This is a genomic window from Halopseudomonas aestusnigri (assembly GCF_002197985.1).
Lineage (GTDB): Bacteria > Pseudomonadota > Gammaproteobacteria > Pseudomonadales > Pseudomonadaceae > Halopseudomonas > Halopseudomonas aestusnigri.
The window spans coordinates 104,458-118,740 of the sequence record NZ_NBYK01000008.1; the positions used below are offsets into that span (position 1 = coordinate 104,458).

At 63.0% G+C, this 14,283-nt stretch carries 13 protein-coding genes; 8 read left to right on the plus strand and 5 right to left on the minus strand.

Annotated elements, in window-relative coordinates; translation table 11 throughout:
- Nucleotides 1-86 precede the first annotated feature (86 nt).
- The gene (locus B7O88_RS12215; protein WP_088276260.1) at nt 87-1,586 is read right to left on the minus strand and encodes an aldehyde dehydrogenase; all 1,500 of its coding nucleotides are present in this window, start codon (nt 1,584-1,586) and stop codon (nt 87-89) included.
- A gap of 241 nt (nt 1,587-1,827) precedes the next feature.
- Between B7O88_RS12215 and aptA the strand changes: the two genes are divergently transcribed.
- The 4 genes from aptA to B7O88_RS12235 all read left to right on the plus strand — a co-directional run bounded on the left by aptA (nt 1,828) and on the right by B7O88_RS12235 (nt 6,516).
- Nucleotides 1,828-3,165, plus strand: coding sequence for an omega-aminotransferase AptA (aptA, locus tag B7O88_RS12220; RefSeq protein WP_088276261.1), 1,338 nt, complete (start codon nt 1,828-1,830; stop codon nt 3,163-3,165).
- A 55-nt stretch (nt 3,166-3,220) separates the two neighbouring features.
- Nucleotides 3,221-3,583: a cupin domain-containing protein gene (locus tag B7O88_RS12225; protein ID WP_088276262.1), complete on the plus strand. Its 363-nt coding sequence runs from the start codon at nt 3,221-3,223 to the stop codon at nt 3,581-3,583.
- A gap of 79 nt (nt 3,584-3,662) precedes the next feature.
- Nucleotides 3,663-4,418 carry a substrate-binding periplasmic protein gene (locus B7O88_RS12230; RefSeq protein ID WP_088276263.1) on the plus strand — a complete coding sequence of 252 codons (756 nt, stop codon included), beginning with the start codon at nt 3,663-3,665 and terminating at the stop codon, nt 4,416-4,418.
- A 190-nt stretch (nt 4,419-4,608) separates the two neighbouring features.
- Nucleotides 4,609-6,516: a beta-ketoacyl synthase gene (locus B7O88_RS12235; protein WP_088276264.1), complete on the plus strand. Its 1,908-nt coding sequence runs from the start codon at nt 4,609-4,611 to the stop codon at nt 6,514-6,516.
- A gap of 40 nt (nt 6,517-6,556) precedes the next feature.
- On the opposite strand, the gene B7O88_RS12240 is transcribed toward B7O88_RS12235, so the two are convergent.
- Nucleotides 6,557-7,564: an adenosine deaminase gene (locus tag B7O88_RS12240; protein WP_088276265.1), complete on the minus strand. Its 1,008-nt coding sequence runs from the start codon at nt 7,562-7,564 to the stop codon at nt 6,557-6,559.
- 734 nt (nt 7,565-8,298) lie between these two features.
- Nucleotides 8,299-8,958: a glutathione S-transferase family protein gene (locus tag B7O88_RS12245; RefSeq protein ID WP_088276267.1), complete on the minus strand. Its 660-nt coding sequence runs from the start codon at nt 8,956-8,958 to the stop codon at nt 8,299-8,301.
- A gap of 158 nt (nt 8,959-9,116) precedes the next feature.
- Between B7O88_RS12245 and B7O88_RS12250 the strand changes: the two genes are divergently transcribed.
- Together B7O88_RS12250 and B7O88_RS12255 are read left to right on the plus strand one after the other, a co-directional pair.
- Nucleotides 9,117-9,359, plus strand: a complete 243-nt coding sequence (locus B7O88_RS12250; RefSeq protein ID WP_088276268.1) for a TIGR02647 family protein — start codon at nt 9,117-9,119, stop codon at nt 9,357-9,359.
- Between the two features lie 8 nt (nt 9,360-9,367).
- A complete protein-coding gene (locus B7O88_RS12255) occupies nt 9,368-12,208 on the plus strand; it encodes a class I adenylate cyclase (RefSeq protein WP_088276269.1) in 2,841 nt (946 codons plus the stop codon).
- A gap of 12 nt (nt 12,209-12,220) precedes the next feature.
- On the opposite strand, the gene B7O88_RS12260 is transcribed toward B7O88_RS12255, so the two are convergent.
- Entirely contained in the window at nt 12,221-12,418 is a 198-nt protein-coding gene (locus tag B7O88_RS12260) for a DUF1289 domain-containing protein (RefSeq protein WP_088276270.1), read from the minus strand.
- Entirely contained in the window at nt 12,415-12,759 is a 345-nt protein-coding gene (cyaY, locus tag B7O88_RS12265; protein WP_088276271.1) for an iron donor protein CyaY, read from the minus strand. Before cyaY ends, B7O88_RS12260 begins: the two co-directional genes overlap by 4 nt.
- Before the next feature lie 122 nt (nt 12,760-12,881).
- Between cyaY and lptM the strand changes: the two genes are divergently transcribed.
- The gene (gene lptM, locus B7O88_RS17820) at nt 12,882-13,022 is read left to right on the plus strand and encodes an LPS translocon maturation chaperone LptM (protein WP_103904635.1); all 141 of its coding nucleotides are present in this window, start codon (nt 12,882-12,884) and stop codon (nt 13,020-13,022) included.
- 7 nt (nt 13,023-13,029) lie between these two features.
- Complete coding sequence (gene lysA, locus B7O88_RS12275; protein WP_088276273.1) at nt 13,030-14,283, plus strand: diaminopimelate decarboxylase; 1,254 nt, start codon at nt 13,030-13,032, stop codon at nt 14,281-14,283.

Consider the following 14,283-nt stretch of genomic DNA (forward strand, 5'->3'; position numbering starts at 1 on the left):
GCAAAGCCCGCGTGATTCAAGCCCACACGGGTTTTACTTGCAGCTTGAAGCTTGCCGCTTGCCGCTGCTCCAGGCAGCGCAGCTGCTTAGAGCTTAATCCAGGTCGCCTTCAGTTCGGTGTACTTGTCGAAGGCGTGCAGCGACTTGTCGCGGCCGTTACCGGACTGCTTGAAGCCACCAAAGGGCGCGGTCATGTCGCCGCCGTCGTACTGGTTGACCCAGACACTGCCTGCGCGCAGCGTACGCGCCGCACGGTGCGCCTTGGACAGGTCGCTGGTCCAGACTGCCGCGGCCAGACCGTAGATGGTGTCGTTGGCGATCTGCATGGCTTCGTCGAAGCTGCTGAAGCCGATGACCGACAGCACCGGCCCGAAGATTTCCTCGCGGGCAATCCGCATGCTGTTGGTGACGCCATCGAACACGGTGGGCTCGACGAACAGCCCGCCGGTTTCTTCCATCACCCGCTTGCCACCGAGCTTCAGAGTTGCACCGTCGGCGTGACCGGTGTCGATATAGCGCAGCACGGTTTCGATCTGGGTGGTATCGACCAGCGCACCCACGCTGGTATTCGGATCCAGCGGGTGACCCGGTGCCCAGCTGCGCTTGAGCGCCTCAACCACCTTGGCGACGAAGGCCTCGCGGATCGACTCCTCCACCAGCAGACGCGATCCCGCGGTACAGACCTCGCCCTGGTTGTAGGCGATGGCGCTGGCAGCGGCTTCAGCCGCGGCGTCCAGATCCGGCGCGTCAGCAAACACTACGTTCGGACTCTTGCCACCGGCCTCCAGCCAGACGCGCTTCATGTTCGACTCGCCGGCGTAAATCATCAACTGCTTGGCTATGCGGGTGGAGCCGGTGAACACCAGGGTATCGACATCCATGTGCAGCGCCAGCGCCTTGCCGACGGTGTGGCCGTAACCGGGCAACACGTTCAGTACGCCCGCCGGGATACCAGCCTCAACCGCCAGCGCAGCGACACGGATGGCGGTCAACGGGGACTTCTCCGACGGTTTCAGAACCACCGAGTTACCGGTTGCCAGTGCCGGGCCCAGTTTCCAGCTGGCCATCAGCAGCGGGAAGTTCCACGGCACAATGGCCGCAACCACACCGACCGGCTCGCGGGTCACCAGACCCAGTTCGTCGTGGGCGGTAGGTGCCACTTCGTCGTAGACCTTGTCGATTGCCTCGGCACTCCAGCGGATCGATCGGGCGGCACCGGGAATGTCGACCGCCATGGAATCGCCAATCGGCTTACCCATGTCGAGGGTTTCCAGCAGCGCCAGCTCCTCGCTGTGCTGTTCGATCAGATCGGCAAAACGCTGCATGATGCGCTTGCGCTGTACCGGCGCCTTGCGTGACCAGACGCCGCTGTCGAACACCGCACGGGCATTGGCCACCGCCTGGTCGGCATCGGCCTGATCGCAGCTGGCAATCTGCGCCAGCACGCGACCGTCGATCGGCGATACGCAGTCAAAGGTCTCGCCGCTGATCGCCGGCTGATATTGGCCGGCCACAAACGCCTGGCCCTGAATCTGCAGCGCGGCCGCGCGCTGCTCCCAGTCCTGCCGACTGACTGCCTTGCTCATGTTCTGCTCCTCGCTGCTGTTGCGCTGAAGGGAATTGAAATTCCGGCAACAGTAATTCAGTCCGCGGGAATAATTCAATATTTTTGACAAACGATGATAAAAGAACCGCTCTGTTTCGCTAAACCCCCCTTTGACGTTTGTTATTTTTGACATAGACTTTCCTGCATCAGCGCCACCGCCCACCCCTCCCGACGATGACGTTGCAGTCTGCCTCACTTCACCCCTCAGCCAGGATTGCATCATGACCAGCTTGCAGCACCCGACACCCGCCCAGGACCTCAGCCTTGACCCGTTCTGGATGCCCTTTACCGCGAACCGTCAGTACAAGGCCAAGCCCCGGCTGCTGGCCAGCGCGTCCGGCGTCTACTACACCGACGTCGAAGGACGCCAGGTGCTCGACGGCACTTCGGGGCTGTGGTGCTGCAACGCGGGTCACGGTCGTCGCGAGATCTCCGAAGCCGTCAGCCGCCAGATCCAGCAGATGGACTTTGCGCCTACGTTCCAAATGGGCCACCCGCTGCCGTTCCAGCTGGCCGAGCGGCTGAGTGAGCTGGCCCCGGCAGGCCTGAACCGGGTGTTTTTCACCAACTCGGGGTCCGAGTCGGTCGATACCGCCCTGAAGATTGCACTGGGCTATCAACGCGCCATCGGCCAGGGCACCCGGACCCGCCTGATCGGCCGTGAGCTGGGTTATCACGGCGTCGGTTTTGGCGGCGTATCGGTCGGCGGCATGGGCAACAATCGCAAGGCGTTCATCCCGCAACTGCCGGGGGTAGACCACCTGCCGCACACCCTGGATCTGGAGCGCAACGCCTTCACCAAAGGGCTGCCGACCTTCGGCATCGAGCGTGCCGAGGCCCTGGAAGCGCTGGTGACCCTGCACGGCGCCGAGAACATTGCCGCCGTCATCGTCGAGCCGATGTCGGGCTCGGCGGGCGTCATCCTGCCGCCCCAGGGCTATCTGCAGCGGCTGCGCGAGATCACCAGCAAGCACGGCATTGTGCTGATCTTTGACGAGGTCATCACCGGTTACGGCCGCGTTGGCGCGCCCTTCGCCTCGCAACGCTGGGGCGTCACGCCGGACATCATCACCACCGCCAAGGGCCTGACCAACGGCTCAATCCCGATGGGCGCGGTGTTTGTTGCCCAGCATATCCACGACGCCTTCATGCAGGGCCCGCAGGGGCTGATCGAGTTCTTCCACGGCTACACCTACTCCGGGCACCCGGTGGCTGCCGCCGCCGCGCTGGCAACGCTCGATATCTATGCCAACGAACAGCTGCTGACCCGCGCTGCCGAGCTGGAAGACTACTGGGCAGACGCGCTGCAAAGCTTGCGCGACCTGCCGAACGTGATCGACATCCGCAACACCGGACTGGTCGGCGCCGTGCACCTGGCCAGCCGTCCTGACGCCCCCGGTGCCCGCGGCTACGAGGTGTTCGATGGCTGTTTCTGGGAAGGCGCAATGGTGCGTTGCAGCGGCGATATCATTGCCATGTCGCCGCCGCTGACCGTGGAGAAGGCCGAACTGGATCGTCTGGTCGACACCCTCGCCACCGTGATTCGCCGCACCGCCTGAGCTTGTACGGCTGCCGTCGGGAACGACGGCAGCCAGAACCTTACAGGGAACCATCATGAGCATTTCCAGCATCATTGATTTCGCCACTGCCGACACCCCGGCAGAGCACTACCGCCCGGACGCCGCCAAGATCATCAGCGGCGATCCGGCACAGAGCGTACGCAACCATTACAGCAGCCCGGACGGCCAGTTCAGCACCGGTATCTGGGAGGCCGAACCCGGTCACTGGACCGTCAGCTACAGCGAGCACGAGTACTGCGAGATTCTCGAGGGCGAGTCGGTACTGCACGACGCCGACGGCAACAGCCGGGTGCTGCGCACCGGCGACCGCTTCGTCATCCCCGCCGGTTTCAGCGGCAGCTGGGAGGTCCGCGTGCGCACCCGCAAGGTCTATGTTATCTACGAACCGGCCAGCTGATCCGCACCCGCGCCGGTTTGACGTATTACGCCCCACCACCTAGGTTGGGAGAAGCCACACCATACGGCGGGAGCAACCGGTGACGCGTCTTGTCTTTCTTGTCAGCCTGTTATCACTGTCACTGACGGTACCTCCAGCCTGTGCCCAGGAGCCGGCTCCGCTCGAGTTCGCGCTGGCCGACTTCCCGCCGTATTTCCAGCTCAACGACCAGGGGGAGCCCGGCGGCCCGGTACTGGCGCTGGCCGACGCGCTGTTTGCCGAGGCCGACTTGCCCTTTGCCACGCGCGGTTACCCCGCCGCCCGCCTGTACAGCAGGCTGCAGCAGGGGCAGACCATCGTTTCCATGGGCGGCGAAGGGCACCCGGGCATGCTGGTCGGCGCCCTGCAGGGCAATGTCCCGGTGTTCAATCTGGCCCTGAATATCTACCGCAAGCCGCAGCAACCGGCCATCCATAGCCCGGCGGGGCTGGCAGGCAGCAGCGTGATTCTGATTGGTGCCTACCGCTATGGCGCACTCGGAGAACAGCTCAAGGCCCCCGGCTCAAGGGTCAGGATCGCCTACGCCAACAGCCACTCCGGGGCGTTGCAAATGCTCTTGCACGATCGCGCACCCTATCTGCTTAACTATGACGATCCGATGCGCAGCCTGATCGAAGCACTGCCGGCCGACAGCATTGCCAGTGACCCGCTGGTGCGTATGGATGTCTACTTTTTCATATCCCGCGCCCATCCCGATGCCGAAGGCCTGCGTGATCGGCTGGACGCCGCACTGCGCAGGGTGAAACAGCGCGGCGACGTGCAGCGTATTCTGTCAGCGGCACCGTATCCGCATTGATCCTGAGCCCTGCCTGATTACAAAACACAGTGGTCTAAACGTGACCAGCCGGTTACATTTCTCGTCAGCACTGACATCGAAACCAACAATCCAATAGTCCCATTGATCGGGCAGCGGCTTTCAATAGCCAGGTAGCGCCCGATTACGCCCCTGTTGCAGGAGCTCAGGACACAGCCAGGAGTCCAGTCTGATGTCGCGTTTACCGGTCATTGTCGGCTTCGGCGGCTATAACGCCGCCGGCCGCAGCTCTTTCCACCACGGTTTTCGGCGCATGGTGATCGAGTCCCTGCCCGCTGCCGAGCGGCAGGAGACACTCGCAGGTCTGGCCGTACTGATGAAGCTGGTGAGCGTCGAGAACGATCAGTATGTCGATACCGACGGCCAGCCACTGACTCTCGCCGACATTGAGCAGCGTTTTGGCCAGCAGATCCTCGACGGCACCCTGGTACGCCGCATCGAAAAGCGCTATCTGGACGTTGATGCCGCCCACTGGCAGAAGAATCTGACCGTTACCGGTGAAGCCGGCAAGCCCTTCTCCTTCATTACCCTGAGCAAGCAGCTGCCCGAGCCGCTGCCGAGCGACTGGGTGGTTGAACCGCTGAACGACACCGAAGTCATGGTCACCGTGTATGACGGCTGCGATCTCAAGGTCGACAGCTTCCGCGCCCTGCCGGTGAAGTCGGCCGGTCAGTTGCCCAGTGGCCTGGAGCCCGGTGAGCTGTACGCCTCGCGCTTTCATCCGCGCGGCCTGCAGCTGACCATCGTTGCCGCCACTGACGCCCTGCGCTCGGTCGGCATCGACTGGCAAACCATCGCCAACAGCGTCGAACCCGACGAAGTCGCGGTGTTTGCCAGCAGCGCCATGAGCCAGCTTGACGAAAACAGCTTCGGCGGCCTGATGCAGTCGCGCCTGAAAGGCGGCCGGGTCAGCGCCAAGCAGCTGGCGCTGGGCCTGAACAGCATGCCGGCCGACTTTATCAATGCCTATATTCTCGGCAGCGTCGGCACCACCGGTGCCATCACCGGCGCCTGCGCCAGCTTCCTCTACAACCTGCAAAAAGGCAGCGACATGATCACCAGCGGCCGCGCCCGCGTGGTACTGGTCGGCAACGGGGAAGCGCCGATTACCCAGGAATGCATCGAGGGTTACGGCGCCATGGGCGCACTGGCAACCGAAGACGGTCTGCGCCAGATTGGCGGCAGCGACGAGGTCGACTTCCGCCGTGCCAGCCGCCCGTTCAGCGCCAACTGCGGTTTTACCCTGGCAGAGTCCGGCCAATTCTTTGTGCTGATGGACGACGCCCTGGCGATGGAGATGGGCGCAGATATTCACGGCGCGGTGCCGGACGTGTTCATCAACGCCGACGGCTTCAAGAAATCGATTTCCGCACCCGGCCCCGGCAACTATCTGACCATGGCCAAAGCGGTCCACGCGGCCATGCAGATCGTTGGCCCGGAGGCGGTGCGCCAGCGCAGTTTTATTCAGGCTCACGGCTCCAGCACCCCCGCCAACCGGGTAACCGAGTCGGAAATTCTCGACCGCGTGGCCGAGGCGTTCGATATCAGCAGCTGGCCGGTCGCGGCGGTGAAAGCCTACGTCGGGCATTCACTGGCCAGCGCCAGTGCCGATCAGTTGGCCGCAACCCTCGGCAGCTTCAAGTACCAGATTATCCCGGGCATCAAGACCATTGATCAGGTCGCCGATGATGTGCACCAGCAGCGTCTGCTGATCAGCACCCGCGATATCGACCGCAGCCAGCTGCCGCTGGAAGTCGCCTTTATCAACTCCAAGGGCTTTGGCGGCAATAACGCCAGTGCCGTGGTGATCGCCCCGACGGTCGTCGAGCGGATGTTGAAAAAACGTTACGGGGCCGAGGCATTCGAGGCCTGGCAGCAGCGCCGCGAACAGACCCGCGCCGCGGCCGATGCCTACAACCAGCGCGCGCTCAAGGGCCAGCTGGATATCATCTATAACTTCGGGCAGAACATGATCGACGAGTCGGCAATCGAGATCAGCGACGCGCAGATTCAGGTGCCCGGGTTCAGCAAGGCGCTGACCTTCCGCACCGATGAGCGCTTCAAGGACATGCTGGACTGATTTGCCCGCGGGGTACGGCCTGCCGTGCCCCGCTCCCGCCTCAGGCCACCTCGGCCAGTTTTGCCAGCCACCCGGCTTGCTCGGCGTCATTCAGCAGACTCGCAGTGATGCTGTTGCGCGCCAGCGCAATCGCCTGCTCACGGGTCATGTTCAGGGCATCGCGCACCGCGACAAAGTTGGCCAAAAGATAACCGCCAAAATAGGCCGGATCATCCGAGTTGATGGTGACCTTCACGCCCTGCTCCAGCAGCTGCAGGATGTTGTGCTCGCGCATGTCGGCAAATACCTTCAGGCGGGTATTGGACAGTGGGCAAACGGTCAACGGCATCTGCTCGGCGATCAGCCGCTGGACCAGCGCCGGGCTTTCGACACAGCGTACACCGTGATCGATACGCACTACCTTGAGCAGATCCAGCGCCTGTTCAATGTACTCGGCCGGCCCCTCTTCGCCCGCGTGGGCCACGCAGGCCAGCCCGGCCTCCCGGGCCATGGCAAACACGCGCTGGAACTTGTCCGGCGGGTTGCCCTGCTCGGAACTGTCCAGCCCGACGGCGACGAAATGCTCGCGCAGCGGCAGCGCCTCTTCCAGCGTGGCGATGGCATCGTCCTCACTGAGGTGGCGCAGGAAGCTGAGGATCAGCCGCGAGCTGATACCCAGCTGCCGCTCGCCCTCGGCCAGCGCCCCTGAGATACCGGCCAGTTGCACCGCAATGGGTATACCGCGCACCGTGTGCGTCTGCGGGTCAAAGAACGGCTCGACGTGCACCACACCGTCGGCAGCGCAACGCTGCAGGTAGTCCCAGGTCAGGTCAAAGAAGTCCTGCTCCGTACGCAGGGCATCGGCGCCCTGGTAGTAAAGATCGAGAAACTCCTGCAGGTTGCCGAACTCGTAGGCGCCGCGCAGCGCCTCCACATCGACGTAGGGCAAGGTAATGCCGTTGCGCTCAGCCAGCGCAAACATCAGCTCGGGCTCAAGGCTGCCCTCCAGATGCATGTGCAGCTCGGCCTTGGGCAGCGCACGGAGAAAATCGGTATCGGGGAAAGACATGGGCAACTCCTGGAATCCTGCTGCACGAACGTGCAGTTCATGCAGCAAAGGATATGCCAAGCGCGGGTTTGCTGTCCTGCAAACTGGCCCTGCTTGTTCTAGCCCGGCCATTTGCCTAGCTCCTGAATGGAGCGGTTGCTTCGTCAGCTTTTCGCCTTTGCCGGCGAGCCAAAGGGGGCCGCTTGCCCGGCCCCCCAAGGGCAGTAATAGCCAACTCCACACGCCCTCTGCGGGTGCTCAAGCATGCAGATACAAGGCGCGATGTGCAGCCAATAGTGGTTCTATTGGCAAGCAGCGCAACGCAGCAGATGCATGCTTGAGCGCTCGCCCTGCGGGGCGTTCAGGCTGGGATGCACTCTGCGTTGTGATTTCTCGACAGGTCTAGACATGCCTTCGAAACCACGCCTTGATTGCATCCCGGCCTGAACGCCAGAGAGCATGTGGAGTTGACTATTACTGCCCCTGAATCCCCCCGGGCACCCGGCTACGCGGCCCTGCGGGTTCGCTGCGTTGCTCGATTTATCGGGGAGCCACAAAACTCGGCTCTACGAGCCTCAGACATCCTGTGGCTCTTTATCCCGATAAATCTGCGCTACTCGCCCGCGTAAACGGGACGAAACCCGAGTGCACACTCCACCATCCACGCATTCAGCAGCAACACTTGGCGCAGTGCCTCGGCACTCACCCTGAAACGTCGTAAAGTATTGAAGGCAAGCGCGCTAGAGAGCACTCAATTACTTACGAGCCCGAATCGCCGCCATAAACGCAGCCATCTCGGCATCGCGATCGGCAGCAACCTGCTGCACGTTGGGGTTCTGCGCCAGCAGTTCCAGCAGCGCTGCGCCCTGCGGCAGTTCGGCCTTGAGGTCGATATCGAACAGTTTCTGCGCGACAGTGCAAGCCAGATCAAAGCTGTAGAGGAAGAACAGGTCGGCGATGGTCATTTCGCTGCCGGCCACATAGGGCGCAAAGCGGGCATGACGGGCCAGGGTGGCAACACCGGCCAGCAACTCGACGCGGGCCTTGTCCTTGATCGCCTGATCGACCTTGCCACCGAAAAACACTTCCATGAAGCAGGAACGGGCCGGCAGTTCGATATACAGCTCGATCTCCTTGGTCAGCGCCCGCACCACCCCGCGCTCATAGGGGTCGCTCGGCAGCAGCGGCTTGCCACCCTGGGTTTCCTCGATGTATTCGAGGATGACATTGGTTTCGTTGAGAAAGCCCTTGTCGGTCTCCAGTACCGGAACCTTGCCGCGCGGACTGATTGCCAGAAACTCGAGGTCCTGGCTGCCATGCACGTGATTGATTTCGAACTCGACGCCCTTTTCCAGCAGCGCCAGCTTGACCATGTTGAAGTAGTTGCTGGCGGCAAAGCCGTGTAGTCTGATCATCCTGTTGTTCTCCATTGTTAGGCGGAAGTGGCGACACCGTGACGCGCCCTGATTTGTACCCGCTCAGGTGATAATGCGCCAGTGTCATCATGGCTCTGAATGCGCCAACAACGACACCCGGCTAGACTGACTGCAAACCCGATAAAAAAGGCCCCGCCATGCTGACATCCGACGAAATCATCGAAATCAACCTGCTCAGCCAGTTCAACCTGGCCAACTCCCTGGAAGGACTCAAGATCCACAGCCACGATGCAGATCCGGCGATTGTCGCCGCCGCCGAGCGTCTGTTTGCCAAGGGCCTGATCACCCAGCACGACGGCGGCTATCTGACCAGCCTAGGCCTGGACGCCGCCGAACACAGCCAGACCCTGCTGACCATTCTGCGTACTGCTGCATCCTGACACGCCACATGCAGTCGCACGGTGAAATCCAGCCACGCATTGAAGAGGGCATTGACCGCAAGGCTCTGAATACCCTGCGCAAGCGCTTCATGACACTCAACGCCACGCGCTTGCGCCGGGTTCTGCAGGCACTGCCCACCCGGCAGTACAACGTGCTGCAGCTGATCCCGCTGCTGTTTGACGTCAACTATCCCTTGTTGCCCGGCTTTGTTTCCCGCGACACGCCCTGCGGGCTGGCCAATTTCGAACCGGAAACCGCCGGCCTGCAGGTGGCCCAGAGCCTGACCCGCAGCTTCCAGTACCGCCGCCATCCCGCAGGCTTCACGCCGCATATTCAGGGTCTGTACCTGATGGGCAGTGGCGGTACCATCGGCCAATCCGAACAAAGTGACCTGGATATCTGGGTCTGCCACACCCCCAATCTGTCTGCCGCCCAGCGCGACGAGCTGAGCCGCAAGTGTCAGGCGATCAGCGACTGGGCAGCGACCCAGAGCTGCGAAGCCCACTTCCACCTGGTGGACCCGACCCACTTCGCCCAGGGCGCGCGCGAAAACACCCTCGGCATCGAGGACTGCGGCACCACCCAGCACTACCTGCTGCTGGACGAGTTTTATCGCACCGCCATTTTGCTCGGCGGCCGTTTTCCGCTGTGGTGGCTGGTGCCGGTATACGAGGAGGCGCGCTACGCCCACTACACCGACCAGCTGATCAGCAAACGCTTTATCAAGCAGGCCGACAGCCTCGACTTCGGCCATGTCGCCAGCATCCCCGCCGGCGAATTTGTCGGCGCCGGCCTGTGGCAACTGTTCAAGGGCATCGACTCGCCCTACAAATCGGTGCTCAAGCTGCTGCTGACCGAGGTGTACTCCAGCGAACACCCGCAGGTGCGCTGCCTCAGTCTGGATTTCAAGCAGGCCATTTTTGCCGGTCAGCTGGACGAGGACGAGCTGGACCCCTACGTCATGCTGTACCGCAAACTCGAGCGCTACCTGGTCAACCGCGGCGAATCCGAGCGACTGGAACTGGTGCGCCGCTGCCTGTACATCAAGGCCAATGTGCGCCTGAGCCGGCGCAGCGGCATGATGGACTGGAAGCGCAATATCATGGAAAAGCTGGTGCGCGAGTGGCACTGGGGCTCGCGTCAGCTGCAGCAGATGGACGACCGCACCCAGTGGCGCATCCGCGAGGTCAGCGCCGAGCGCCGCCAGCTGGTCAACGAGCTGACCCACAGCTACCGGCTGCTGTCGCAGTTTGGTCGCAGCCAGGATGTGATCAATCAGGTCAGTGCCCGCGACCTGTCACTGCTCGGCCGACGTCTGTATGCCGCCTTCGAGCGCAAGGCAGGCAAGATCGAGTTCATCAATCCCGGCATCAGCCCGGATTTGAGCGAACCGGTGCTGACCATCAGCCAGAACCTCTCGGCAGACGAAGGGGAGCCCTACTGGAGCCTCTACCGCGGCACACTGAACGTGCAGGAGCTGAGCGACCATCTGCCACTGAAACGGTCGAGGCAACTGCTGGAGCTGCTGGCCTGGGGGCAGCGCAACGGCGTGATTGACGGGGCTACCCGCTTTGCCCTGCATCCGGGCGACAGCGCCCTGACCGAGTACGAACTCAACAGTATCGTGCATTGCCTGCGCCAGCAGTTTCCACTGCCGTTGCCGGCACTCACCGAAACCGCCCTGTCGCGTGCCAGCGAACCCTGCAAGGTGCTGCTGCTGGTCAATATCGGCCTCGACCCGCTACCCGGCAACAGCCAGAAAAACCTGCACCTGATCAGCAGTCATACCGATGCGCTGGGCTACTCGGGGATGCGCGACAACCTGATTCTGAGCATCGATCAGATCACCCTGAACAGCTGGAACGAGCTGTTGGTGCATCAGTACAGTGGCGAAGAAGCCTGCATGCAGGCCCTGCAGGACTACCTTACCAGCGGTCGCGAACATCAACGCCTGCCCGAGCTGGAGGTACGCTGTTTCTGCCGCAACCGGGCCAGCGCGATCGCCGAACGTGTAGAGCAGCTGTTTCGTGACGCCTCAAACCACCTGCTCTCGGGTCAGCCAGAGCGCTTCCTGCTGCAGTTGCAAAACGGCTACCGGGCGCTGGAATGGCAGGATGAGCAGATCCGCATGCAGACCCTCACCGACCGTGAACAACTGCTGCGCTACCTCGGCAAACCCACACCACGCTACAGCAAGCTGGCATTGGACACCTACGCCCTGCAAGGCCAGGACCTGGCGCTGATCCTGCCGCAGGACCAGCCAGGGCGCATCCAGCTGTTCTACCGTCTCAAGCCGCAGGGATATGCCGAGATCAGCCTTCTGGATGAACGCGGCGCGCTATGGAGCACACGCCAGAGCTACCGCGACGAACAGACCCTGCTGCTGCCGCTGCTGCGGTTTCTGCAGAGCATTCGGCAGCGCCGCCAGGCCAACCAGCCACTGGACAGCAGCGTCAACGAAGGGGATCTGCTGGTATACGCCATTCTGCCGGCCCTTGATGGTCATCCGCTGCGCGTCGAGCAGCGCCCGCTGCCGCGTGGCGGCATGGATCCCGACATCTACGCAGTCCAGGCGATCGCCGAGCCCGGCGGCAGCCGCGGTCCGCGGGTCACCATTTTCTGCGATCACCGGGAGTTCTCCGAGCTGGAGTACGGCGAACGCCTGTACCGGGAAGTGGCGGGCCATATCCTCAGCCAGCGCCGCCACCGCGAAGCCTATCCGTGCTACATAACCGATCTGGACCTGTCCGCCATCGACCCGGGCGGGCGCATGCAGACTGTTCAATACCTGCGCTATCGGCAGCAGCTGGAAACGGCATTGAACGACGCCATGCAGGCGCTGGCCTGACGACCGGCGGGCTCAGCGCGATGCGGCGGATGGGTTCTGCCAGGCCGCGCGGCGCTGCGCCGCTGCATCAATGATCTCGCACTGACGACGGTCGGACGCCTTGCCCCACTCAAGGATTTCATCCAGCAGACGGCCGCAGCCCATGCACAAATCGCCGTCCAGGCAGCACTTGCGAACGCAGGGGGAAGGCTGGCGCCCGCGGCTGCTCACAACGACTCCGCGTCGATATCCAGCTCGACATCTTCACCACTGAACTCTTCCAGCACGCCAGCCAGTACCTCACCCAGCGTGCCTTCACCGCTGTCATGCAACCAGCCGCGCTCGGGATCAAAGTTGAAGTGCAGCGTGCGGTCCGGGGTCGCCAGCCACAGCTCGCGTGACGCCGGCTGGCGGCCGATCACCAGGCGCTGCCCCTCCGGCAGTATCAGCACCAGCGAACCGTCAATGTGCTCCATCTCCAGATCCAGGTCGCCGCCGTCAAGGGCGTGCTCGATCAGGTCCTGCACCCGATCCACGGTCTGGTGAAATGCCGCTTCGCTCATGTCCTGCATTGTCTGTCTCTCATCTGGCTCGGGCGCCTGTGCGCCGTTTTCCGTCCGCCCGGCCGCTGGCTGATGCGTCCGACCGGGTGGCTGGGTATACTGCCGGGTATTCTACCTGTAAGGATTTCAACATGAAGCCATTCGCTGCGGCCCTGTTTACGCTCCTGGTTCTCACCGGTTGCGGTCAGAAAGGCCCTCTCTACCTGCCCGAGGACACGGCTGCCACTTCCGCGGTCCAAACCGAGACCACCGAGCAATCGACCGAGAAGTGATGCATCCATGACCGCGTTTGATTATCGCAACGGCGAACTCTACGCCGAAGGCGTCGCCCTGTCCGCTATTGCCGAGCAATACGATACTCCCTGCTTCGTATACTCCCGTGCTGCCATCGAACAGGCCTATGACGCCTGGGACAGCGCGCTGGAGGGCGTTCCCCATCTGGTTTGCTTCGCCGTCAAGGCCAACTCCAACCTGGGCGTGCTGAACCTGCTGGCCCGCCGTGGTGCCGGATTCGACATCGTTTCCGGTGGCGAACTGGAGCGCGTGCTGGCCGCCGGCGGTGATCCGGCCCGGATTGTCTTCTCCGGACTGGGCAAGACCGCTGCCGAGATGCGCCGTGCGCTGGAAGTCGGTATCCACTGCTTTAACGTCGAATCCGCCGCCGAGCTGGAGCGTCTGCAGCAGGTCGCTGCGGAGCTGGACGTCAAGGCCCCGGTTTCGCTGCGGGTCAACCCGGATGTGGATGCCAAGACCCACCCGTATATTTCCACCGGGCTGAAGGAAAACAAGTTCGGCATCGACATCGCCCAGGCACCGGCTGTCTACCGCCGCGCCGCCGAGCTGAGTCACATCGAGGTCTGTGGCGTTGATTGCCATATCGGCTCCCAGCTGACCGACGACACGCCGTTTATCGACGCCCTGCAACGCCTGCTGCAACTGATCGACGGCCTGGCAGCGGAAGGCATCAGCATTCGCCACCTCGACCTCGGCGGTGGCCTCGGCGTGACCTACCGTGACGAAGTGCCGCCGAGCCCCGGCAGCTACCTGGCCAAGGTCCGCGAGGCGCTGGCCGGCCGCGACCTGACCCTGGTGTTCGAGCCGGGCCGCTCGATCGTGGCCAACGCCGGTGTACTGCTGACCCGCGTCAACCTGCTCAAGCCGACCGAACACAAGAACTTCGCGATCATCGATGGCGCCATGAACGACCTGATCCGTCCGGCCCTGTACAGCGCCTGGATGGGCATCGACGCGGTCAAGCCGCGCAGTGACGTTGCCGTGCAAACCTGGGATCTGGTCGGCCCGGTCTGCGAGACTGGCGACTTCCTCGGCAAGGACCGCGAGCTGGCGCTGGCCGAAGGAGACCTGCTGGCCGTGCGCTCTGCCGGTGCCTACGGCTTTGTCATGAGTTCCAACTACAACACCCGCCCACGGGCCGCCGAAGTCCTGGTCGACGGCGAAACCACCCATCTGGTCCGTCGCCGCGAAACCGTCAGCGAGCTGCTGGCCGGCGAATCACTGCTGCCCGAGGCCTGA